We start from the raw sequence: 23,018 nt of genomic DNA on the forward strand, positions 1-23,018 counted from the left end.
GTCCACCACCTTGAAAAGAGCTTGAAACGGCTGGTCGGAGCCACCGGCCCCAGCCCTAGGATCTCGTCCCGGAGGTGGTGCGGGTGGCGGTGGAGTTACGCGTGCTGGGCGGGATCGAGGTCCGGGTCGACGGCCACCGGCTGGACCTGGGGCCCGCACGGCAGCAGCGCGTCCTGGCGGCGCTGCTGCTCGAGGCCAACCGCGTGGTGACGGTGGACCAGCTCGTCGACCGGGTCTGGGGGGAGCGGGCCCCGCAGCGCGCCCGGTCGACGCTGTACAGCTACCTCTCCAGGCTGCGCCACGCGCTGCGGACCGCGGCCGGGGAGGCCCGGATCGCACGACGGTCGGGAGGTTACGAGCTGACCGTCGCCCCCCTGGCCGCCGACCTGCACCGCTTCCGGTCCCTCGCCGCCGGGGCCCGGACCGCCGCGCACGAGGGCGACGAGGACGGGGCGGCGCGCCTGCTGGAGGAGGCCCTCGCGCTCTGGCAGGGCGACGCGTGCCCCGGCGTCGACACCCCCTGGTTCAACGCCCAGCGCGAGACGGCGCACAGGGAACGGCTCGCGGCCGCCCTGGACTGGGGCGACCTCCAGCTGCGGCGCGGGCTGCACGCCGAGCTGCTGACCGCGCTGCCCGTCCACGCCGAGAGCCACCCCCTGGACGAGCGGCTCGCCGCCCAGCTGATGCTCGCCCTCTACCGCTGCGGACGCCCCGCCGACGCCCTCAACCACTACCAGGAGGTACGTCGCCGCCTCGCCGACGAGCTGGGCATCGACCCGGGCCCACCGCTGCGGGAGCTGTACCGGCGGATCCTGGTCTCGGACCCGCAGCTCGCGCCACCGGTCCGGGACGCCGGACCGGACCCGGCACAGACCGCCGCGCTCCGCCCCCGGCAACTGCCCGCCGCGCCACCGATGTTCACCGGACGCCACGGTGAACTGGCCGTCCTGAACAAACTGCTGACGCCGCCGGGGGAGCCGGACGGCGGCACCGTGCCGATCGCGGCGATCTGCGGCACCGGCGGCGTCGGCAAGACCTGGCTGGCGCTGCGCTGGGCCCACGACCAGCGGGAGCGCTTCCCGGACGGCCAGTTGTACGCCGATCTGCGGGGCTTCAACCCCTCCGGCGAACCGGTGGACCCGTACGCGGTCGTACGGGAGTTCCTGGAGGCACTCGGCGCCGACCCCGCGGACCTCCCCACCACCCCGCGGTCCCAGGCCGCGACGTACCGGAGCCTCACCACGGGCCTCCGGCTGCTCATCGTGCTCGACAACGCCCGCGACACCGACCAGGTGGTGCCCCTGCTGCCCGGCAGCCCCACCTGCACGGTCCTGGTCACCAGCCGCCACCAGCTCCCCGGACTGGCCGCCTCCCACGGCGCCGGCCAGCTCACCCTGGAAACGCTCGACCGCGCCGAGGCGCACGACCTGCTGGTGCGCCGCCTGGGCGCCGACCGGCTCGCCGCGGAACCCGACGCGGCGGCGGAAATCCTCCGCCACTGCGCCGGCCTCCCCCTGGCCATCAGCCTCCTCGCCGCCCGCCTCACCACCAACCCGGTCCTCACCCCGACCGCCCTGGCGGCCGAACTGCGCGACACCACGACCCGGCTCGACGCCCTGGAGACCGGCGAGGCGACCGGTGACGTACGGGCCGTCTTCGCCTCGTCCTACCTCGCCCTCGACCCCGATTCCGCCCGGGTGTTCCGCCAGCTCGCCCAGGCGCCCGGCGCCGACATCGGGCTGTCCGCCGCCGCCGGCCTCACCGCCCTGCCGCTCGCCCGGCTCCGCACGCGGCTGCGCCGCCTCCAGGCCCACCACCTCGTCCGGGAACACGTCCCCGGCCGCTTCACCTGCCACGACCTGCTGCGCGCGTACGCCCTCGAACTGGCGGAGACCACCGCGCCCGCCGGGGAGGCGGACGCGGCGCTCACCCGCGTGCTCGACCACTACGCGCACACGGCGTACGCGGCCGACCGGCTCCTGCTGCCCCACCGCGACCCGCTCCCGCCGGCCCCGGTGGCGCAGGGCGCCCACCCCGGGGAATTCGCCACGCACGACCAGGCCATGGCGTGGTTCGCGGACGAGCACGCCGTGCTCACCGAGGCCGTCGACCACGCAGCACGCACCGGACACGACGCCCAGGCATGGCGGCTGGCGTGGGCGATCACCACCTTCCTGGCCCGCCGGGGGCGCTGGGCCGACGTCGCCGCCGTGCAGACCACCGCCCTCGCCGCCGCGGTCCGCCTCGGGGATCCGGCCGCCCGGGCCGAGTCCCACCGCACGCTCGCCTGGGCCTGCACGGAGACCGGCCGCTTCCCCGAGGCCCATGACGAACTGGCCCGCGCGCTGGCCCTCTCGGAGACGGGCGGCGATCTCCTCTCGGCCGCCCACACCCACCTCGCCCTGGGCTGGCTGTACGAGCGCCAGGGGGACAGGCCCGCCGCCCTGCGGCACGACCAGCGGGCCGTGGAGCTGTTCACCTCCCTCGGGAACCTCCCGGGACGGGCCCGCGCCCTGAACGCGGTGGCCTGGGACCACGCCCAGCTCGGGGACCCCGCCGCGTCGGTACACCGCTGCCGGGAGGCGCTGGCCATCCAGGGCGAGCTGGGCGACGAGCGGGGCCGGGCCGGCACCTGGGACACCCTCGGCTACGCGTACCACCAGCTCGGCGCCCACGCGAAGGCCGTCGACTGCTACGAGCACAGCCTGGAGCTCAACCGCGCACTGGGACACCGCTACAACGAGGCCGAGACGCTGGTCCACCTGAGCCAGACCCACCGGGCGACGGGAGCCACCGGACCGGCCCGGGAAGCCCTGCGCCTGGCCCTCGGCATCTACCTCGACATCAACGCCCCCGACCCGGACGTGGACCAGGTCCGCGCGCTCCTGCGCGACCTCTGACCCGACCGCCCCCCACCGCCGGCGGCGGGTGCCGGGACGGCGCACAGGCGGTTGCCCGCCCGGAACGCGGCGTGGACCCGACGGCTTCCCGCGGTGCGGACGGACGGGGGCGAGCGGGCCTCCCAGGCGGTGGCGGCCCCGGTGGGGAACCCCGCCGCCCGCGTCGGCGCGTCTCAGTCCCCGGTGCCGCCGTCCTCCTCGGCCAGGACCCGCTGGGCCGCCGCGAACGCCGAGTTGGCCGCGGGCACCCCGCAGTACACCGCCGTCTGCAGCAGCACCGCCCCGATCTCCTCGGGTGTGAGCCCGTTGCGGCGCGCCGCGCGGACGTGCATGGCCAGCTCGTCGTCGCGGCCGTGGGCGACCAGCGCGGTGAGGGTGATCATGCTGCGCTCCCGGCGGGAGAGCGTCGGGTCGGTCCAGATCTCGCCCCAGGCGTAGCGCGAGATGAAGTCCTGGAAGCGCGCAGTGAACGGCGTCTGCCGGGCCTGGGCCCGGTCCACGTGCGCGTCGCCCAGCACCTCGCGGCGCACCTCCATGCCGCGCCGGGCGCCCCCGTCGAGGTGCGCCCGCAGCGCCGTCAGCACCGCCTCCGGCCGCTCCGCCGGCGCCAGGTGCGACGCGCCCGGGATCTCGACCAGCGTGGACCCCGGCACCGCGTCGGCGATCTCACGCAGGTGCGCCGGCGGCGTGGCCGGGTCCTCCCGGCCGGCGATCAGCAGCGTCGGCGCCTCGATCTCCGCGAGCCGGTCGCGCAGGTCGAACGCGGCCAGCGCGTCGCAGCACGCGGCGTACGCCTCCGGATCGGCCTCCCGGTGGTCGCGGACCAGCTCCGGCACGGTGAACCCGGGGGTGAACCACCGGCCGTCCGCGCTCTGCGCGAGCTCGCCCAGGCCTTCGGCACGCACCAGCGCGGCCCGTTCCCGCCACGGCCGCGCGCCGTTGAAGTGCGCCGACGAGCAGACGACCGCCAGCGACGACACCCGCTGCGGATGGTGCACCGCCAGATGCAGTCCCACCGCACCGCCCAGCGAGACCCCCGCGTACGCGAACCGGTGCACCCCGAGCGAGTCGGCGAGCGCGAGCACCAGGGCGGCGAGGTCACCGACGGTGGCGCCCGCGGAGACGAGTTCGCCCGCCGAACCGCCGTGGCCGGGCAGGTCCCAGCGGATCACCCGGTGCCCGATGGACAGTTCGGGCGCCACCTTGTCCCACAGCGCGTACGAGGTGCCCAGCGAGGGGCCGAGCAGCAGCGGGGGAGCGGAGGCGGGGCCTTCGGCACGGTGGTTGAGGAGGGTGTCGGTCAACGTCGCTCCAGGGCGCGGTCGGTGAGGGCTCCGGCGGAGCCGGTGTAGCGGGTGGGGTCCGTCAGGGGGCCGAGGTCGAGGTCCGCCAGTTCCGGTACTTCGGCGAGCAGTTCGCCCAGCGTGCGGCCCTCGGCGTACGTCCGCCGGGCCAGCTCGGTGAGGAGCGCCTTGGCGCGGGCCCGTCCGAGCACCGGCGCCAGTTCGGCGGAGAGCCGCTCGGACACGATCAACCCGTGGGTGAGGCCCAGGTGTTCGCGCATCGCCTGCGGGTGCACGCGCAGCCCCCCGGCCAGTTCGGCGGCGTCGCGCGCGGCCCCGCCGGCCAGGCGCAGCAGGTCGCGCAGCGGTTCCCATTCGGCGTGCCAGGCCCCGGCCGGGCGTTCGTCCTCGGCGGCCAGGGAGCCGTACAGCGTGGCCGCGAGCTGCGGCGCGCGCCGGGCCGCCGCCGCGATCAGCGTCGACCGCACCGGGTTCGCCTTGTGCGGCATGGCCGACGAACCGCCGCCGCTGCCCTCGGTGACCTCGCCGAGTTCCGTCCGGGAGAGCGCCAGCACGTCCGCGGCGATCTTCCCGAGCGCGCCGGCGGTGAAGACGAGGCAGCCGGCGAGGTCGGCGATCGGCGTGCGCAGGGTGTGCCAGGGCAGCGCGGGCGGCCGGAGGCCGAGTTCCCGGGCGTACGCCGCCGGCAACGCGGCCGGGTCCGGCGCGCCGTACGCCGCGAACGCCGCCAGCGTCCCCGCCGCGCCGCCGAGTTGGGCGGGCAGGCCGTCGCGCACGGCGGCCGTCCGGTCGCGGGCGTCCAGCACCAGCGACCGCCATCCGGCCGCCTTGAGCCCGAACGTCGTGGGCACGGCGTGCTGGGTGAGGGTCCGGCCCGGCATGGGGGTGTCCCGGTGCTCGGCGGCCAGCCGGGCCAGCGCCCGCTCGGTGCGGCCGAGGTCGGCGAGGACGACGTCCAGGGTGCGCGCGGCGACCAGCACGGTCGCGGTGTCCATGATGTCCTGGCTGGTGGCGCCCCGGTGCACGTACGGGCCGTACGGCTCGCCGACCGCCCGCGTCAGGTCCGCGACCAGCGGGATCACCGGGTTCCCGCCGCTCCGTGCCCGTTCGGCGAGGGACGCGAGGTCGAAGCGTTCGGGGTCGGCGGCCTCCGTCACCGCGGCCACGGCCCCGTCCGGGGCGAGCCCCAGCGCGGCCTGGGCCCGGGTCAGCGCGGTCTCCGCGTCCAGCAGCGCCCGCAGGTACGCGGTGTCGCTCGTCGTGGAAGCGGCCGCCGAGCCCGCCCGCCCGGGGGCGAGCAGGCCGGTGTCGGAATCGGCTGATGTCACGTGAACTCCAGGAAGACCGTCTCGCCCTCGCCCTGAAGGCGGATGTCGAAACGGTAGGTGCCCTTGCCGTCGTCCTTCGCGATCAGCGTGCCGCGGCGCGCCTCGTCGAGCCCGGCCAGCAGCGGGTCGGCGGCCGACGCCGCGTCGTCACCGGGCAGGTAGATGCGGGTGTACAGGTGCACCAGCAGTCCGCGCGCGAAGACGCACACGCTGATGTACGGGGCGCTGTCGCCGCGCGCCCCGGGGCGCAGGGTCCGCGCGGACCAGTGGCCGTTGGCATCCGTCTGGACACGGCCCCAGCCGGTGAACTCCACGCCGTTGCGGCCCAGGAAGCCGCCGTCGGCCGGGTTGCGCCGCATCGAGCCGTCCACGCGGGACACGTTGCCGTCGGGGTCGGCGCCCCACAGCTCCAGGAAGGCGTCCGGCAGCGGGTTGCCCGCGCCGTCGTACACGTATCCCTGGAGGGCGATGGTGTCCGGGTGCCCGACGGGTGCGATGTCGCCGCCGCCGGGGAAGGGCAGGGCGTGTCCGTAGAAGGGGCCGACCGTGTGCGACGGGGTGGGCAGCACGGTCTCCGGACGGCTGGTGTCGATCTTCGTCATGGCTGCTCAGCGCCCTTCTTCCATCCAGGTGGCCCGCGGGCCGTCGAGCACGATGTCCCAGTGGTAGCCCATCGAGAACTCCGGCACCGACAGGTTGTGGTCGTACGTCGCGATCAGCCGCTGCCGGGCGGCGTCGTCCGTCACCGACTGGATGATCGGGTCGTACGGGAAGAGCGGGTCGCTCGGGAAGTACATCTGCGTCACCAGCCGCTGGGTGAACGCGGTGCCGAAGACCGAGAAGTGGATGTGCGCCGGCCGCCAGGCGTTGAGGTGCTGGCGCCACGGGTACGGGCCCGGCTGGATGGTGGTGAAGTGGTAGCGGCCCTCGTCGTCGGTGAGGGTGCGGCCCACGCCGGTGAAGTTGGGGTCGAGCGGGGCGTCGTGCTGCTCGCGCTGGTGCGCGTACCGGCCGGCCGAGTTGGCCTGCCAGATCTCGACGAGCTGACCGCGCACCGGCCGCCCGTCGCGGTCCAGCAGCCGCCCGGACACGGTGATCCGCTCGCCGATCGGCTCCCCGGTGTGCTGCCGGGTCAGATCGTTGTCGATCTCCGTGATGTCCCGCTCGCCGAAGGCGGGGGAGGACAGCTCCACCAGCTCCGGGTCCTTGGTCACGTCGATGGTGACGGGCGGCTGCTTCGGGTGCCGCAGCAGCGAGGAGCGGTAGGGCGCGTAGTCGCGCCGCGGGTGGTGCTCGACCGGGGCGCCGTCGGCGACCCGCTTCTCGTACGCGGCGTGCTCGGCCGCGATCTCCTGGTCGATGTCGTGCTGGGTGAGAGTCATGGGAGTCCCTGGGGCTTCCTGGGTGCTTAACGTTCGAGGACGAGGGCGAGGCCCTGGCCGACGCCGATGCAGAGGGTGGCGACGCCGGTGCCGGAGCCCTTGCGGGCGAGCTGGTGGGCGACGGTGCCGGCGAGGCGGGCGCCGGAGGCGCCGAGCGGGTGGCCGAGGGCGATGGCGCCGCCCTGGGGGTTGAGGACCGCCGGGTCGAACTCGGGCCATTCGGCGAGGCAGCCCAGCACCTGGGCGGCGAACGCCTCGTTCAGCTCCAGCACGTCCAGGTCGGCGAACGTCCGGCCCGCCCTGCTCAGCGCCCGGTTGACGGCTTCGACGGGGGCGAGCCCGAAGTGGTGCGGGTCGAGTGCGCAGACGCCGGTGGCGGAGATCCGGGCCAGCGGTTCGCGGCCGGTGGCCTTCAGTCCCTCCTCGTCCACCAGCAGCAGGGCGGCGGCCCCGTCGTTGAGGGGGAGGCGTTGCCCGCGGTGACGGTGCCGTTCCCGGTGCGGAAGGACGGCTCGAGCTTGGCCATCGCCTCCAGCGAGGCGTCCGGCCGCACGCTCTCGTCGGCGGCGAACACCAGCGGCTCGCCCCTGCGCCGCGGCACCGGGACGGGCGCCAGCTCGGCGTCGAACAGGCCCTCCGCCTGCGCGGCGGCGGCCTTGCGGTGGCTGGCGAGGGCGAACTCGTCCTGCTGCTCGCGGCCGATCCTGTGCTTGTCGGCGATGAGTTCGGCCGACTCGCCCAGCGGGACGGTCCACTGCGGGTCCATGGCCGGGTTGACCATGCGCCAGCCGAGGGTGGTGGAGTACAGCTCGGCGTGCCCGGCCGGGAAGGGCCGGTCGCTCTTGGGCAGGACGTACGGCGCCCGGGTCATCGACTCGACGCCGCCCGCCACCGCGATCGAGGCGTCCCCGACGGCGATGGCGCGGGCCGCCTGGATCACCGCCTCCAGGCCGGAGGCGCACAGCCGGTTGACGGTCACGCCCGGCACCGAGGTGGGCAGGCCGGCCAGCAGCGCGGCCATGCGGGCGACGTTGCGGTTCTCCTCGCCGGCGCCGTTGGCGTTGCCGAGGTACACGTCCTCGATCCGCGCCGGGTCCAGGGCGGGGGTGCGGGCGAGCAGGGCGCGGACGGCGTGCGCGGCCAGGTCGTCGGGGCGGACGGAGGCCAGCGCGCCGTTGTAGCGGCCGATGGGGGTGCGGACGGCGTCGACGACGTAGACGTCCCTCATGAGGCGGTCTCCTCGTTGATGCGGACCTCGGCGGCGGTCTTCGCCGCGATCTCCTCGGGGCTGACGCCGGGCGCGGTCTCGACGAGGACGAGGCCGTCGTCGGTGACGTCCAGGACGCCCAGGTCGGTGACGATCCGGTTCACGCACGCCCTGCCGGTCAGCGGCAGGGCGCACTCCTCGAGGATCTTGGGACTGCCGTCCTTGGCGGTGTGGGTCATCACCACGATGACCGTGCGGGCGCCGTGCACCAGGTCCATCGCCCCGCCGATGCCGGTGACCATCTTCCCCGGCACCGCCCAGTTGGCCAGGTCCCCGCGCGCGGAGACCTGCATGGCGCCGAGCACGGCGACGTCGATGTGCCCGCCGCGGATCATGCCGAAGGAGAGCGCCGAGTCGAAGAAGGAAGCGCCCGGCAGGACCGTGACGGTCTCCTTGCCGGCGTTGATCAGGTCCGGGTCGACCCGGTCCTCGGCCGGGTACGGGCCGGTGCCCAGGATGCCGTTCTCGGACTCCAGGACCACCTCCACCCCCGGCGGGAGGTGATTGGGGATCAGCGTGGGCAGGCCGATGCCGAGGTTGACGTACTGGCCGTCCCTCAGCTCGCGCGCCGCGCGGGCCGCCATCTGTTCGCGTGTCCAGGCCATCAGCCGCTCACCGTCCGCTTCTCGATCTGCTTGTCGGCCGCCTGCTCCGGGGTGAGCGCGACCACGCGCTGGACGAAGATCCCCGGCAGGTGCACCGCGTCCGGGTCGATCTCTCCCGGCTCGACCAGCTCCTCGACCTCGGCGATCGTGACCCTGCCGGCCATCGCCGCGAGCGGGTTGAAGTTGCGGGCGGACCTGTTGAACACCAGGTTCCCGTGCCGGTCGCCCCGGGCCGCCCGCACCAGCGCGAAGTCGGTGCGGATGCCGCGCTCCAGCACGTACTCGGTGCCGTCGAACGCGCGCACCTCCTTCGCGGGCGAGGCCAGCGCCACCCCGCCGGAACCGTCGTAGCGCCAGGGCAGACCCCCCTCGGCGACCTGCGTGCCCACCCCGGCCGGGGTGTAGAACGCCGGGATGCCGGCTCCGCCCGCCCGCAGCCGCTCCGCCAGCGTGCCCTGCGGGATCAGCTCCACCTCCAGCTCCCCGGCCAGGTACTGCCGGGCGAACTCCTTGTTCGCCCCGATGTAGGAACCGGTCACCCGGACGATCCGCCCCGCCGCCAGCAGCACCGCCAGCCCGGACTCCAGCGCCCCGCAGTTGTTCGACACCACCGACAGCCCGCCCACCCCGCGCTCGTACAGCGCCTGGATCAGCACGTTCGGCACACCGCTCAGCCCGAACCCGCCCACCGCCAGCGAGGCACCGTCGGCCACGTCGGCCACCGCCTCCGCGGCCGAGGCCACCACCTTGTCCATCCGGGAAGTCCTCTTTCTTCCTGGTGCCCCGAGTGAATTAGTCAGGGCACTGAGTATTTTGGCGAGGTCCCCACACGCTGCCATCAGGCGAGGAGGGCGTCAAGACCCCGAAACACCCTGGTAAATCACGTGGAGGGGCAGTGGAGCGCCCGGGGGTGATCGAGATACCGTCAGTGCACTAACGAATTTCACCTCGGAGAGTGCACATGGCCGCGGTCGACCTGACCACCCATCCCGGGCACCTGGCCCGGCGGCTCCAGCAGGCGCACCACCTGCTGTGGAACACGATGGTCTCCGAGGAGATCACCTCGCCGCAGTTCGCCGTCCTCAACGCGCTCGTCGCCGAACCGGGCCTGGACCAGCGGACCGTGGGGGAGCGGGTGGGGCTGGACCGGTCCACCATCGCCGAGGTGATCGGCCGGCTCATCCGGCGCGGGCTGCTCGACAAGGTCCGCGATCCGCAGGACGGCCGGCGCTTCCTGCTGCGCCTCACCGACGAGGGCCTGCGCGCCCACCGCAGGCTGACGGTGCGCACCGCGCGGATGAACCAGGTCTTCCTGGCCCCGCTCGACACCGGGGAGCAGGCCCTCTTCCTCGACCTCATGCAGCGGGTCGCGGACGCCGCCGAGGGGCTCCGCAACCCGGTGGAGCCCGCGACGGCACCCGGCTGACCGGGACGCCCGCACCCCTGGCCGTGCCCTCCCCGGCCGTGCCGCCCCGAACAGTCGGTCCGAGCCCTTTCACCGGACGCGGCCGAGGCGGCGGGGGTTCGTCGTCACCGGGCCCGGGCGCTGCCGTGTGCCGGGAGCGGCCAGCCGGTGTAGGCCTCGGCGAGGTAGGCGCGGCCGTGGTCCGACTCGACGACCGTGCGCAGTTCGCCGGTCTGCCGCATCCGGTCGAAGTCGCTCGCCCCGGGCTGCGGGTGCAGCATGTTCGTCATCCACCAGGAGAAGTGCTGCGCCTTCCAGATGCGCTGCCGCGCGGTGTCCGGGAAGGCGTCGAACAGGGTCTCGTCCCGGTCGAGCAGAAGGGCGCGCAGCGCGTCGGTCAGCAGAACGACGTCGGCGACGGCGAGGTTCATCCCCTTGGCCCCGGTGGGCGGCACGGTGTGTGCCGCGTCGCCGACGAGCACCACCCGGCCGCGGCGCATCTCGTGGGCGACGAAGCTGCGGAAGCGCAGCACGTCCCGCTGGAAGATGCGGCCCTCCTGGAGCGTGGTGCCGGGGACGCGCGACTGCAGGATCTCCCACAGCCGTTCCTCGGTGTACGCCCCGGTGTCGGTCTCCGGGTCGCACTGGAAGTACATGCGCTGCACGTCGGAGCTGCGCCGGCTGATGAGCGCGAAGCCGTCCGGCGAGTTGCTGTAGATCAGCTCCTCCGCGCTGGGCGGCGCCTCGCAGAGGATGCCGAACCAGGCGAACGGGTACTCCCGGAAGTAGCCGCCGTGCGCACCGGTGACGGCTTCCCGGGTGACGCCGCGCGATCCGTCGGCGCCGACCACGACGTCGGCCTCGATCTCGACCGTGTTGCCCTCGGCGTCCTCGGCCACGACGCGCGGCCGGTCCGTCCCGGCGTCCTCCACGCGCCGGGCGGTGACTCCGAAGCGCAGGTCCTGCCCGGCGGCGAGGCGTGCGGCGACGAGATCCCGCAGCACCTCGTGCTGCGGGTACAGCCACACGGCCCGGCCGACGGTGTCGGTGAAGTCGATCCGGTGGCCCTCGCCGCCGAAGCGGAGCTCTATGCCCTCGTGCTTCTGCCCGGCCGTGAGGACCCGGTCCGAGGCCCCGGTCTCCGTGAGGATCTCGACGGTGCCCTGTTCCAGGATGCCCGCCCGGATGGTGGTCTCGATCTGCTCGCGGGTGCGGGAGTCGAGGACGACCGACTCGATGCCGTGCCGGGCGAGCAGGTGGGACAGCAGCAGGCCGGCGGGGCCTGCGCCGATGACGGCGACGCGGGTGCGTTCGGGCATGTCGTTTCCTTCGGCGCGCGGGCGGGGAACGCAGGGAGTCTGACGCCTGCCGGGCTTCGTCGGCGACACCGATTGCCATTGAACGGGAACCGGGTTCGCACCGGACCGCGGCCCGGGCGGTGGTGACGGCGCTCCTCGGACGGCTACGGGCCGTGCGCGCCGATCGCGGCCGAGATGGCCGAGGCCGCGGCGCGCAGCTCCGCCACCGCGTGGCGGGTCGGCGCGCCGCGCGGAAGCACGGCCGACAGCGCGGCGATCACCCGACCGCGTTCCTCGCGCACCGGCACGGCGACGCCCGTCGAGACGGTCTCGACCGACCCCGGTGCCACGACGACGCCGTCGCGGCGGATGTCGGCCAGGACGCGGCGCAGTCGCGCCGGGTCGGTCACGGTCTCCCTCGACACCGCTTCGAGCGGCCCGGTGAGGACGCGTTCCCGCAGCTCCTCCGGGCCGTGGGCGAGCAGTACGAGACCCGACGACGAGGCGTGCAGGGGCAGCCGGCCCGCGATCCGGGTGATGTTGGCGCCCGCGTGCGGGTGCGACAGGCGCTCGATGAAGAGCGTTTCGTCGTTCTCCACCACCGCGAGCTGGGTGTGCTCCCCGATGCGGGCCTGCACGCGCTCCATGAAGGGCAGCGCCGCCTGCCGCAGCCGCAGGGCGCGGGAGCCGCGCAGGGCCAGTTCCCACAGCCGCATGCCCAGACGCACCCGTTGCTCCTCGTCCCGCTCCAGCAGCCCGCACTCCACGAGGTCGGCCACCATCCGGTGCGCCGTGGAGGAGGGGAGCCCGGCACGCCGGCCGATCTCCGCCGTCGTCTGCACGGTGCGGTCCGTGCCGAACGTCTCGAGGACGCGGACGATCCGCTCGGTGACCGTCTCCCCGGTGGGTGAGTTCGCCATCGTCCGTGCTCCTGTTCTGCTTCCGCGCCTGCCGCCGGTGACGCCGGCGGGGGTCCGGTGCACCCTGCCGCGAGGTGAGGGCCGTGCCGCGGGGGTGCGGACCGCGCCGTGAGGGTAAGGGGCGAGCGCGCGTCGTGGCCATCCGGCTTCCGCGGTGCCGCCGCCCGCCTCGCCCGCCCCGCCCCGAGAGGACGTCTCCTCTCGGGGCGGGGCGGCCGAGCGGGTGGTGCCGTCACCGCCGGGCGCGGCGGTTCAGGTTCGCCCGCCGCCCGTGCAGCGGCGGGCGAAGTCCACGGTGCGTGCGTAGCAGTCCTCCACGTCCTCGTCGGGCAGGCCCGCCCAGAGGTGATCACCACCGTCGAGGAGCCGCAGGCCGGGACGGTGGCCGGCCTCGCGCAGGGCCTCGGCGAGGCGGACGGACTGCCGGGCGGGGACCAGGACGTCGCCGGTGCCGTGCAGGATGAGGAAGGGCGGTGCCTGGGGGCCGACGTGGGTGACCGGGCTGGCGTCGCGGGCCGCGTCGGTCCTCTCCGCCGGGGCGCCGCCGAGCAGCAGGGCCTCGAAGGTGGCCGGATCACGGGCGTCGTAGGTGCCCTCGGGGCGGTCCTCGGCGAGCGCGGGCAGGTCGGTGGGGGCGTACCAGGTGACGCAGCCGGAGACGGTGCCGGCGGGCCGGGTGAGCGCGGTCAGGGCGGCGAGGTGTCCGCCGGCGGACTCGCCCCACAGGACGGTCCGCGCGGTGTCGAGGCCGAGGCCGTCGGCGCGGGTGCGGAGCCAGTCCAGGCAGGCGGCCAGGTCGTCGGTCTGGGCGGGGTGGGACGCCTCGCCGCTGAGGCGGTAGTCGGGGCAGGCCACGGCGAACCCGGCCCGGGCGAGGCGGGCGAAGGGGCCGGGTTCCCAGTGGCGGAAGCGGGGGCCGAGGTCGTCGCGCAGGCCCGTGCGCCAGCCGCCGCCGTGGACGAAGACCACGACCGGCACGGGGCCGGCGCTGTCCTCGGGCAGCCACAGGTCGACGGTCAGCGGGCGGCTGCCGTCGCGGACGGCGTAGACGGCGCCGCGCAGGAGCCGCACGCCGTCGACGGGACGGGCGGGGTGCGGCAGGGGCAGCGCGGCCGGGTCGGGGGGTGCCGGCAGGTGCGGGGGGAGGGGAGCGGGGGCGGTGTCGGTCATGACGGGGGGCTTCCTTCGTTCAGCGGGCCGTGCGGGGCAGGACGCGGCGGGCGTTGGCGGTGGTGAGCGCGCGCCAGCCGGGGGCGCCGTCGGGCGCCGGGGCGGCGTCCAGGCTCGCGACGTGGGCCTCCACTCCGGCGGCGGGCGTCCAGCAGTGGTCGCTGCCGTACAGGATCCGGTCGGTGCCCACCAGGCCGAGCAGGGCCGGGAGCTGACGGGGCAGGGCGGGGCCGGCGAGGTCGTAGTAGAGGCGGCCGAGCTGCTCGACGGCGCCGGGGGCCTCGGTGCCCTCGGGCATGAACATCTTCATGAAGCCGTCGATGCGGTCGGCCAGCACCGGCAGGGCGCCGCCGCAGTGCGGCACGATCACCGTGAGGTCGCGGTGGCGTTCCAGGGTGCCGGCCAGGAGCAGGTCGGTGACGGTGCGGGCGGTGTCGAAGACGAACTCGACCATCGGCCGGGGGCGTCCGAGGGCGGAGCGCTCCCAGCACACCGGGGACGTCGGGTGGAGGAAGACGACCGCGCCGCGCCGGTCGAGCTCGGCCCAGACGGGTTCCAGGTCCGGGTTGCCGAGGTAGGTGCCGTGGGTGTTGCTCTCCAGGACCACGCCGTCGGCGTGCAGCGTGTCGTGGGCGTAGGCGATCTCCTCCAGGGCGCCGTCGACGTCGGGGAGGGGCAGCGAGGCGAACAGGCCGAAACGGCCCGGGTGTTCGCGTACGGTTTCGGCTCCGGCCTCGTTGACCTCGCGGGCCAGGCGGCGGGCGGCGGTGTCGTCGCCGAAGTGGACGCCCGGGGAGGAGATCGAGAGCATCGAGGTCTCGATGCCGCAGCGGTCCATCAGCTCCAGGTGCGCGGCCGCCGACCAGGTGGGCCAGGCGGGGACCCCGTCGGGGAGCCCGTGCCCGGCCTCGCGGGCCCGGCGGACGTAGGAGTCGGTGACGAAGTGGGCGTGGACGTCGAGGTATCCGGGGGTGTCAGGGGACACGGGTGCTTCCTTGTTCTGCGGTGGGCGGAGGAGGAGCGGGGCGCCGGGCCAGGCGGTCGCGGACGGCGGTGGCGGCGCGTTCGCCGAGCACGATGCCGGCCAGCCCGGTCAGCCCGATGAGCGGCGGGGCGGGCGAGGTGAGGTCCAGCGCCCAGTACAGCGCCCCCATGAGCAGTCCGGCGGCGAAGGAGAGGACGGCCCTGCGGACGGAGGAGCGGACCGGGCCGGGGGCCGTCACAGGGCCTCCAGCGCCGTCCGGCCCAGCAGCATCCCCAGCAGGCCGGCCAGCGCGACCGGGGGCGGTGCGGGCGACTTCACCCGCACCAGCACGTAGGCCACGCCGACCAGCACACCGGCGAGCAGCGCCTTCAGACAGGACATGGGGTGCTCAGCTTCCGGTGCGCCACGTGTGGTCGGGCAGGAAGTTCACGTCGTACCGCTGCGGCACGGTGCCGAACTTGTGCGGCTCGGGGACGAACGGCTTCTTGGGCAGGCCGAGTTCGTCGGTGGGGGTGCCGAGGTTCTCGAAGAACCGCTCGAAGGTGCCGCCCGGGCCGGCGGCCACGCCGACGATCCGGCTGTGGTGGCGTTCGATGCGGTAGGCGTGCGGGCAGTTCTTGGGCACGAACCCGAAGTCGCCCGCGGTGAGCAGCTTCTCGTACTGCTCGCCCTGGAGGTCCTCGACGAACAGCCGCACCGCGCCGTCGGTGATGTAGAAGACCTCGTAGGTGTCCGGGTGGGAGTGGGCGGGGATGATGTCGCCCTTCGGACCCTCGCAGGTGAAGAAGTTGAAGGTGTTCTCGGTCTGCTCGCCGCCGGCGTAGACGGTGAACAGGTCGGTGAACAGGTGGGCGCGGTCGCCCCTGCCCTTTTCGACGAAGTACGGCTTGCCCGGCTCGGGCGGGATGGACGAGCGCTCGCGGTAACGGGTGGCGAACTCGATGGTCATGGGGATCCTTCCTGACGGACCTGCTGGACGTGATGGGCGTGATGGAGGGGAGGGTGCTCGGCCGGGCGGGACGGACGAGGAGGCACCCTCGGCGGGCGAGGGCCGTCCGCGGTGCCGCGCGTCCTTCGGACGGCGTGCCGGAAGCCGGCCGGGACGTTCGCGGCCCGCCGCGCGCCGGAGCTCCCTCCCTCAAGCTAGGACCGGCGGAGAGGGGCGACCGGCATACACTCGGGCACGCGATGAAGGAAAACGGACAGATCCCCGCCGGCCGCGGCACGGCCGGCGTCCCGGTCGTGCCGTACCGCCCGACGCCCGGGAGGCCACCGGGTCTGGAGGTCCTCGACCTCCCCGGACTCGCCGCCCGCGCCGAGGAACGGGGGATGCCCCTCACCGCGCCCGGGCGTCCGGCCTTCCACCTGGTCATCGCGGTCCGCGGCGGGCGGCTGGAGTGCTCGGTGGACTTCACCGCGTACGGCATGGGCGCGGGCGACTGGCTGTGGGTGTGGCCCGGACAGGTGCTCCAGTTCCCCGGCGGGCACCAGGACGCCGCCGCCACCGTCCTGGTCTTCCCGACGGGCTTCCCCAGCGCCGCGACGGACGCGCTCATCCGGGACGGCGAGCACACCCCGTACCGCCTCATCACGCCGGACGAGCCGCGTCAGAAGGCCCTGCTGCGTCTCCTGGAGGCCCTGGTCGAGGAACACGCCGCGCTGTCCGACCTGTCGCTGGAGGCGTACATCGAGACGCTGCGGAACCTGCTCTCGGTGATCCTCGTCCGGCTCGCCCACCTCACCGACCCGCGGCGGCAGACGCGCTCCGGCGGCGGTGAGCCGTTCCACCTGTTCCGCCGGGCGGTCGAGGAGGACTTCTCCCGGACCCACCGGGTCGAGGACTACGCCGCACGGCTCGGCTACAGTCCCCGCACCCTCACCCGCGCCACCCGGGCGGCCCTCGGCTGCGGCGCCAAGCGCTACATCGACGACCGGGTGCTGCTGGAGGCCAAACGCCTGCTCATCCACACCTCGCTGCCGCCCGCCGTCATCAGCGAACGCGTCGGGTTCACCTATCCGACGGTCTTCAGCGCCTTCTTCCGCCAGCGCACCGGCATGACGCCGACCGAGTTCCGGTCCGTGGCGAAGCCCTGAGGCGCACGGCGGGACACGACCGGGCCGGGGCGGGCGGCTGCGCGGCGGGACCCCGTTCCCCGCCGCGCGCACGGGCCGCGGGCCGGTGCGGCCGGTCGCGGGGTCAGGCCCCGGCGGGATCCTCCTCGGGATCGCGCAGCGGCGGGAGGAACAGGGAGACCACCAGGGCCGCGAGCGTGACCAGGGCACCGAGCCAGAAGATCCAGGAGTAACCGGCGTCGAGGTAGAAGGCGGTGCCTTCGACGGTGGTGCTGTGCGCGCCGAGGACGGCGTAGGCGCCGGCGGTCAGGACGGCGCCGAACAGGCTGATGAGCATGTTGAGCATGCCGCTGCCCAGCCCCTGCTCGTCACGCGAGACCACGCCGATCACCAGCACCGGTGCCGCCGCGACGACGACGCCGGCGCCGAGGTTGGCGACGCAGGAGGTGACGATCAGTTCGAGCTCGTCGCCGTGGCGGAAACCCACGAGGGCGTAGCCGACGGCCATGACCGCCAGGCCGGCGCACCACATCCCGCGCACGTCGAAGCGGCGCAGGTACCGGCTGACCAGCATGCCGGTGCCGAACATCACCAGGTTCCAGCTCACGCTGACGACGGCGTTGTGGTGGGCCGTCCAGCCCAGCCCGTCCGACACACCCGGGATGGCGGGGTACAGGGCGAGCAGGATGGCGAGGCCCGGCATGGTGAAGGCGACCGTCTGGCCGAGGCCGCCGGCGGTCAGCGCCAGGGCGACCGGACGGCGGCGCAGGACCCGCAGGTCCAGGATCGGATGGGCACTGGAGCGCTCGACGAACAGGAAGGCGATCAGCGCGGCGGTCCCCGCTGCCAGCCAGCCCAGGGTCCGCACGTCCGACCAGCCCCAGCTCTGCCCCTGGCCGACGGCGTAGACCACGGCTGTCAGACCACCGCCGAGCACCAGCCCGCCCAGCCAGTCGAAACCGGACTCGAAGGCGTGCCGCGGGGTCTCCGGAACCAGCAGCGCGATCAGCGCGAAGGCGACCGCGGTGGCGGCGGCGAGGAACCACAGGACCCCGCGGTACCCCCAGGTGTCGATCAGCCGGCCCGCGAGGAACGGCGAGACGATGGCCACCAGGCCGACGCTGCTGCCCATGATGCCGCTCGCCTGCTTCACCAGCCGGGGCGGGAAGACGTCCCGCACGGCGGCGAACGACAGGGCGCCGAAGGGCCCGTAGCACCCGGCGATCGCCCGGCCCGCGAGCACCAGCCAGAAGCTGCCGGCCAGCGCCGCCAGCAGCTCGCCGAGGGCGCCCAGGGCCGTCATGGCGAGCATGACGCGCCGTTTGCCGTACAGGTCTCCCAGCTTGATCACGAAGGGGGTGAGCAGGGTCGACACCAGGGTCAGGGTCAGGCCGAACCACACCACCTGGGTGGTGTGGAACGCCTGGGCGACGCCCGCCGTGGCGTTGGCCCCGAGGATGCCGCCCGCGGCCAGCAACTGGGTCGGCCACGCGAGCGCGACGAGGATCAGGACCAGGCGGGGTGTCCACCGCCCGTCCGCGCGGACGCGGGGTGCGAGGTCGACCGAGGGGCTCGATGACGGCGACGTCATGCCAGCCCTCCTTTCACGGAGGTGCCGAGGGAAGGGGGAGCACGTGGGGGAGAGGCGGAGGACGGACTGCCGTGACGCGTCGCTCACGGGAACGTGACAGCGCGGCAACCCGTCGTCGCGTGACGTCGATGATGACCCGAACACCTAGTGGTCGCTAGGTTTCGGAAGTGTGGCCCACCTCACACAGGGTTTCCTCGGGCGGCGCGGCCGGCCGTCGCCCCGTACCCCGCCGGTACTGTTCTGGCATGGCGACACCCAGGGGGCCCCGCGGCCACTACACGGCGGGCCGGGCACGGCGTACGCAGATCCTGGAGGCGGCCCTGCTGCGCTTCGGCAGGGACGGCTACCGCAAGACCTCCCTCGCCCGCATCGCGCGCGACGCCGAGATCACCGACGCCGGGCTGCTGCACCACTTCCGGGACAAGCAGCAGCTGCTGCTCGCGGTCGTCGAGTACTGGCACGAACGCATGGACGTGCGGTGGGAGCGCGTCTCCGACTCGGTGCGGGACGCCTTCCGCTGCCACCTGGAGGACACGGCCGAGACGCTCGGCATGCCCGGCATGGTGGAGCTGGCGGTCGTCCTGACCGCCGAGGCCACCGCCCCCGACCACCCGGCCCACGGCCACTTCACCACGTGGCAGGAGAAGGGCGTGGCGGAACTCGCCGACCGCCTGCGGGCCGGCAGTCGCAGCGGGGAGCTGCTCCCCGGCCTGGACCACGAGGGCATCGCCCGTGAGTGCGTCGCCATGGACGCGGGGCTGCTGCAGCAGTGGCTGGCCGCGGGGCGGTCCTTCGACCTGGTCGCCGTCATGCGTGCCCACCTCGACCGCCTCGTGCGGGCCATCTCCGCGGACGGGCAGGGTCTGTAGGGCCGCCGCGAACGGGCCGGTGGGTGCCTCCGGGGCCGTCCGGGTCCTTGATTGTCATGCTCATGATTAATTTGACGACCGTGCCCCACCCCCCGTGGTGGCGGCCCGTTCACGACGTGTTCCACGTCACGTACGCCAAAACCTAGTAATCACTAAGTGTTGGCCGCATGATCGTGTCTGCTCACCTCCGGCGCTGAGAAAGGCCGCCATGCGTCACCACTGGACCGCACGTGTCGTCAGTCCCCGCCTCCCCCCGCCCGCCGAGGGCGCCTGCCCGGCCGCGCTGCTGCGCGGCGAGTTCACCGCGCGGCAGGCCGTGCGGTCGGCCCGGCTCCTGGTCACCGCCCTCGGCGTCTACGAACTGGAGCTCAACGGAACCGTGGTGGGCGACCACGTCCTGGCCCCCGGCTGGACGAGCTACCGCCACCGCCACCGCTACCAGTCCTTCGACGTCACCTCCCTGGTCCGTGAGGGCCGCAACGCCTGGGGCGCCCACCTGGCCGACGGCTGGTACCGGGGCCTGCTCGGGTTCAACGGCGGCACCCGGTGCGTCTACGGCGAACGCACCGGGCTCCTCGCCGAACTGCACCTCGAGTACGCCGACGGCTCCACCGACACCGTCGCCACCGGCGACGGCTGGCGCTGGAGCACCGGGCCGGTCCTCGCCGCCGGCCTGTACGAGGGCGAGGAGCACGACGCCCGCCGGGAGCGGGCGGGCTTCAGCGAAGCCGGCTTCGACGACTCGGCGTGGCAGCCGGCCGACCTCGTCGACTTCGACACCACCGTCCTCTTCCCGGCGGACAGCCCGCCGGTGCGCCGCATCGAACACCTCGCGCCCGTCGCGGTCACCACCTCGCCCACCGGGCGCACGATCCTCGACTTCGGCCAGAACCTCGTCGGACGGCTGCGCATCCGCGTCCGGGGCGAGGCCGGCCGCACGGTCACCCTCCGCCACGCGGAGGTCCTCGAGGACGGCGAACTCTGCACGCGTCCGCTGCGGCACGCCGCCGCCACCGACCGCTACGTCCTGCGCGGCGACCCGGCGGGTGAGGAGTGGGAACCCCGCTTCACCTACCACGGCTTCCGCTACGCCGACGTCGAGGGCTGGCCCGGCGACCTCGACCCGGCCGACGTCACCGCCGTGGTCCTCCACAGCGACCTGCGCCGCACGGGCTGGTTCTCCTGTTCGGACGCCTCCCTCAACCGCCTGCACGAGAACGTGGTGTGGGGGATGCGCGGCAACTTCGTCGACGTGCCCACCGACTGCCCGCAACGCGACGAGCGCCTCGGCTGGACCGGCGACGTCCAGGTCTTCGCCCCCACCGCCGCCTTCCTCTACGACGTCCGCGACTTCCTGCGCTCCTGGCTGCGCGACCTCGCCGCCGACCAGGGCGACGACGACCGGCGCGTGCCCCCGGTGTTCAGCCCCGACATCCCGGTGATCACCCCGGTGCCCCTCCCCCCGGGCAACCCGCCCATGGCCGGCTGGTGCGACGCGGCCGTCATCGTGCCCTGGGTGCTGTACGAGCGCTACGGCGACACCGAGGTGCTGCGCGCCCAGTACCCCTCGATGCGCGCCTGGGTCGACGCCGTCGACCGCATCGCCGGGCCGGCCCGGGTCTGGGGCGAGGGGTTCCAGTTCGGTGACTGGCTGGACCCGACCGCCCCGGCGGACGACCCCGGCCGCGCGACGACGTCGTCCGCCCTGGTCGCCACGGCCTACTTCGCGCACTCCGCGCGGCTGCTGGCCCGCACCGCCGAGGTCCTGGGCGACGCGGACGACGCCGCTCGCCACCACGCCCTGGCCGACGCGGTCCGCGACGCCTTCCTCGCCCGCTTCCACGCCGGCGGCGGGCGGCTGACGGAGGAGACCCAGACCGCCTACGCCCTCGCCCTGTGCTTCCGGTTGCTCCAGGACGACGCCGAGCGCGCCGAGGCCGGACGCCGGCTGGCGGACCTGGTGGCCGGGCGCGGCCACCGCATCGGCACCGGTTTCCTCGGCACCCCCCTGGTGTGCGACGCGCTGACCGGCACGGGACACGTGGAGACCGCCCACCGGCTGCTGGCCCAGCGGTCCTGTCCCTCGTGGCTCCACCAGGTCGACATGGGCGCCACCACCGTGTGGGAACGCTGGGACAGCATGCTTCCCGACGGCAGCGTCAACCCCGGTGAGATGACCTCCTTCAACCACTACGCGCTCGGCGCGGTCGCCGACTGGATGCACCGCACCGTCGCCGGTCTGGCGCCCGCCGAGCCGGGCTACCGGCGGCTGCTGATCCGCCCCCGCCCCGGGGGCGGCCTCACCTGGGCCCGGGCCGAGCACGACACGCCGTACGGCCGGGCCGGGGCCGGGTGGCGCCGTGAGGGCGGCACGCTGCACGTCGACGTCGTCGTACCCCTGCGCGTCACCGCGCTGGTCGATCTGCCGGGCGCGGAGCCCGTGGAGGTCGGCCCCGGCCGGCACACCTTCCGGACCCCGTTCCGCACGACCACGTGACGACGCGGCTTCACACGACCACGGGGTGACCGCGTTTCACACGACCGCACCCGGACCCCGTGTCACGCGACCACGGGGCGGCCCCGACGACCGCGCGTCCGGCCCCGCCGGACGACCCGCCCACCGCTTCACCGGAACCAGTGCGAGGAGCACACATGACACCCACCAGCCTGCCCGACGCGTTCCTGTGGGGCGTCGCCACCGCGGGGCACCAGAACGAGGGCGACAACAGCGCCAGTGACACGTGGTTCCTGGAGCACACGACGCCCTCGCTGTTCCGCGAGCCGAGCGGTCCGGCGTGCCGCGGCTACCAGCGGTGGGAGACGGACCTCGATCTGGCCGCCGGACTGGGACTCAACGCCTTCCGCTTCTCCGTCGAGTGGGCCCGCGTCGAACCCGAGCGCGGGGTCGTCCGCGCCGAGGCCCTCGACCACTACGAGCGCATGGTCGACGGCTGCCTCGAGCGGGGCCTGGCACCCATCGTGACGTTCAGCCACTTCACCGCACCGCACTGGTTCGCCGCGGCCGGCTCCTGGACCGCCGCCGACGCCCCGGCGCGCTTCGCCGAGCAGTGCGACCGCGTCGTGGCGCGCTTCGGCGACCGCATCTCCCACGCCGTCACCCTGAACGAACCCAACCTCGAACAGCTGCTGCAGGCGGGAGCGAAGCTCCCGGCCGAGGCCGAGGCGCTCAAGACGCGGATGCTGGCGGCCGCCGCACGGGCCGCCGGAAGCGACACCTACGCCAGCGCGAACGTCATCCCCGCCCACCGGCAGGAGGAGTTCCGGGCCGCGTTCACCCGGGCCCACCGCGCCGCCCGCGACGCGGTCAAGGCCCGCCGCGGCGACCTGCCCGTCGGCGTCTCCATCGCCGTCGCCGACGAAGTGGCCCTCCCCGGCGGCGAGGAACGCCGGGACGCCAAGCGCGCCGCCGTCTACGACCACTGGCTGCGCGAGGCACGCCACGACGACTTCGTCGGCGTGCAGAACTACGAGCGCATCGTCCACGGCCCCGACGGCGAGGTGACGCCCGACGGCGAACTCAACGGGATGGGCACCGTCATCGAGCCCGCGTCCCTCGCCGGCGCCGTGCGCTACGCCCACGAGGTGTCCGGGGTGCCGGTCCTCGTGACCGAACACGGCATCCAGACCCCGGACGACGCACAACGCGCCGCCTTCATCCCCGCCGCCGTCGAACACCTCGCGGCCGAGGTGCGTGCGGGCACGCCCGTCCTCGGCTACTGCCACTGGACGCTCATGGACAACTTCGAATGGATCTTCGGGTACGGCGCCCGGCTCGGGCTGCACGAGGTCGACCGCGACACCTTCGAGCGCCGCCCGAAGCCGAGCGCGAAGGCGTACGCGGACGTGGTGCGAAGCCACCGGGCACCGCTCGCCGGCACCCGGGACTGAGCCCTTCCCGAA

The 23,018-nt window shown here is 74.3% G+C and carries 20 protein-coding genes and 1 pseudogene; 6 read left to right on the plus strand and 15 right to left on the minus strand.

Features of this window, described 5'->3' with window-relative positions; all coding sequences use genetic code 11:
- Nucleotides 1-83 precede the first annotated feature (83 nt).
- On the plus strand, nt 84-2,900 hold the full coding sequence (locus GL259_RS39410) for a BTAD domain-containing putative transcriptional regulator (RefSeq protein WP_159537013.1): 2,817 nt from the start codon (nt 84-86) through the stop codon (nt 2,898-2,900).
- Nucleotides 2,901-3,073: 173 nt separating this feature from the next.
- On the opposite strand, the gene pcaD is transcribed toward GL259_RS39410, so the two are convergent.
- From pcaD to GL259_RS33535, 7 genes and pseudogenes are all read right to left on the minus strand, one after another.
- A complete protein-coding gene (gene pcaD, locus GL259_RS33505; RefSeq protein ID WP_159537014.1) occupies nt 3,074-4,204 on the minus strand; it encodes a 3-oxoadipate enol-lactonase in 1,131 nt (376 codons plus the stop codon).
- Complete coding sequence (gene pcaB / locus GL259_RS33510; protein ID WP_159537015.1) at nt 4,201-5,532, minus strand: 3-carboxy-cis,cis-muconate cycloisomerase; 1,332 nt, start codon at nt 5,530-5,532, stop codon at nt 4,201-4,203. Before pcaB ends, pcaD begins: the two co-directional genes overlap by 4 nt.
- Nucleotides 5,529-6,134: a protocatechuate 3,4-dioxygenase subunit alpha gene (gene pcaG, locus GL259_RS33515; protein ID WP_159537016.1), complete on the minus strand. Its 606-nt coding sequence runs from the start codon at nt 6,132-6,134 to the stop codon at nt 5,529-5,531. The genes pcaB and pcaG overlap by 4 nt, the downstream gene beginning before the upstream one ends.
- Before the next feature lie 6 nt (nt 6,135-6,140).
- On the minus strand, nt 6,141-6,914 hold the full coding sequence (gene pcaH, locus GL259_RS33520) for a protocatechuate 3,4-dioxygenase subunit beta (protein ID WP_159537017.1): 774 nt from the start codon (nt 6,912-6,914) through the stop codon (nt 6,141-6,143).
- 26 nt (nt 6,915-6,940) lie between these two features.
- Nucleotides 6,941-8,142, minus strand: a pseudogene (locus tag GL259_RS33525) (thiolase family protein).
- A complete protein-coding gene (locus GL259_RS33530; protein WP_159537018.1) occupies nt 8,139-8,786 on the minus strand; it encodes a CoA transferase subunit B in 648 nt (215 codons plus the stop codon). The pseudogene GL259_RS33525 and the gene GL259_RS33530 overlap by 4 nt, the downstream one beginning before the upstream one ends.
- On the minus strand, nt 8,786-9,541 hold the full coding sequence (locus GL259_RS33535; protein ID WP_159537019.1) for a CoA transferase subunit A: 756 nt from the start codon (nt 9,539-9,541) through the stop codon (nt 8,786-8,788). The genes GL259_RS33530 and GL259_RS33535 overlap by 1 nt, the downstream gene beginning before the upstream one ends.
- A 206-nt stretch (nt 9,542-9,747) precedes the next feature.
- On the opposite strand from GL259_RS33535, the gene GL259_RS33540 reads away from it, so the two are divergent.
- Nucleotides 9,748-10,212 carry a MarR family transcriptional regulator gene (locus tag GL259_RS33540; RefSeq protein WP_159537020.1) on the plus strand — a complete coding sequence of 155 codons (465 nt, stop codon included), beginning with the start codon at nt 9,748-9,750 and terminating at the stop codon, nt 10,210-10,212.
- A 104-nt stretch (nt 10,213-10,316) separates the two neighbouring features.
- On the opposite strand, the gene GL259_RS33545 is transcribed toward GL259_RS33540, so the two are convergent.
- From GL259_RS33545 to GL259_RS33575, 7 genes are all read right to left on the minus strand, one after another.
- Nucleotides 10,317-11,510, minus strand: a complete 1,194-nt coding sequence (locus GL259_RS33545; protein WP_159537021.1) for a 4-hydroxybenzoate 3-monooxygenase — start codon at nt 11,508-11,510, stop codon at nt 10,317-10,319.
- A gap of 143 nt (nt 11,511-11,653) precedes the next feature.
- Nucleotides 11,654-12,409 (minus strand): IclR family transcriptional regulator, encoded by a 756-nt coding sequence (locus tag GL259_RS33550; protein ID WP_159537022.1) that lies wholly within the window; start codon nt 12,407-12,409, stop codon nt 11,654-11,656.
- Between the two features lie 252 nt (nt 12,410-12,661).
- Nucleotides 12,662-13,579 (minus strand): alpha/beta hydrolase, encoded by a 918-nt coding sequence (locus GL259_RS33555; protein WP_159537023.1) that lies wholly within the window; start codon nt 13,577-13,579, stop codon nt 12,662-12,664.
- Between the two features lie 19 nt (nt 13,580-13,598).
- Nucleotides 13,599-14,564 carry an amidohydrolase family protein gene (locus tag GL259_RS33560; RefSeq protein WP_159537024.1) on the minus strand — a complete coding sequence of 322 codons (966 nt, stop codon included), beginning with the start codon at nt 14,562-14,564 and terminating at the stop codon, nt 13,599-13,601.
- Nucleotides 14,554-14,802, minus strand: coding sequence for a DUF1427 family protein (locus GL259_RS33565; RefSeq protein ID WP_243762464.1), 249 nt, complete (start codon nt 14,800-14,802; stop codon nt 14,554-14,556). Before GL259_RS33565 ends, GL259_RS33560 begins: the two co-directional genes overlap by 11 nt.
- Complete coding sequence (locus GL259_RS33570; protein WP_159537025.1) at nt 14,799-14,945, minus strand: DUF1427 family protein; 147 nt, start codon at nt 14,943-14,945, stop codon at nt 14,799-14,801. Before GL259_RS33570 ends, GL259_RS33565 begins: the two co-directional genes overlap by 4 nt.
- 7 nt (nt 14,946-14,952) lie before the next feature.
- Entirely contained in the window at nt 14,953-15,513 is a 561-nt protein-coding gene (locus GL259_RS33575; RefSeq protein ID WP_159537026.1) for a quercetin 2,3-dioxygenase, read from the minus strand.
- Nucleotides 15,514-15,752: 239 nt separating this feature from the next.
- Here GL259_RS33575 and GL259_RS33580 point away from each other — a divergent pair, with 239 nt between their 5' ends.
- Complete coding sequence (locus GL259_RS33580) at nt 15,753-16,658, plus strand: AraC family transcriptional regulator (protein WP_159537027.1); 906 nt, start codon at nt 15,753-15,755, stop codon at nt 16,656-16,658.
- 103 nt (nt 16,659-16,761) lie between these two features.
- Here GL259_RS33580 and GL259_RS33585 read toward each other — a convergent pair whose 3' ends face one another.
- The gene (locus tag GL259_RS33585) at nt 16,762-18,228 is read right to left on the minus strand and encodes an MFS transporter (RefSeq protein ID WP_159537028.1); all 1,467 of its coding nucleotides are present in this window, start codon (nt 18,226-18,228) and stop codon (nt 16,762-16,764) included.
- Between the two features lie 245 nt (nt 18,229-18,473).
- Here GL259_RS33585 and GL259_RS33590 point away from each other — a divergent pair, with 245 nt between their 5' ends.
- The 3 genes from GL259_RS33590 to GL259_RS33600 all read left to right on the plus strand — a co-directional run bounded on the left by GL259_RS33590 (nt 18,474) and on the right by GL259_RS33600 (nt 23,006).
- Entirely contained in the window at nt 18,474-19,097 is a 624-nt protein-coding gene (locus tag GL259_RS33590) for a TetR/AcrR family transcriptional regulator (protein ID WP_159537029.1), read from the plus strand.
- A 208-nt stretch (nt 19,098-19,305) separates the two neighbouring features.
- On the plus strand, nt 19,306-21,594 hold the full coding sequence (locus GL259_RS33595) for a glycoside hydrolase family 78 protein (protein ID WP_159537030.1): 2,289 nt from the start codon (nt 19,306-19,308) through the stop codon (nt 21,592-21,594).
- A 155-nt stretch (nt 21,595-21,749) separates the two neighbouring features.
- A complete protein-coding gene (locus GL259_RS33600; RefSeq protein WP_159537031.1) occupies nt 21,750-23,006 on the plus strand; it encodes a family 1 glycosylhydrolase in 1,257 nt (418 codons plus the stop codon).
- Nucleotides 23,007-23,018 lie beyond the last annotated feature (12 nt).

Origin of the sequence: Streptomyces sp. Tu 3180 (genome assembly GCF_009852415.1) — a bacterium.
Lineage (GTDB): Bacteria > Actinomycetota > Actinomycetes > Streptomycetales > Streptomycetaceae > Streptomyces.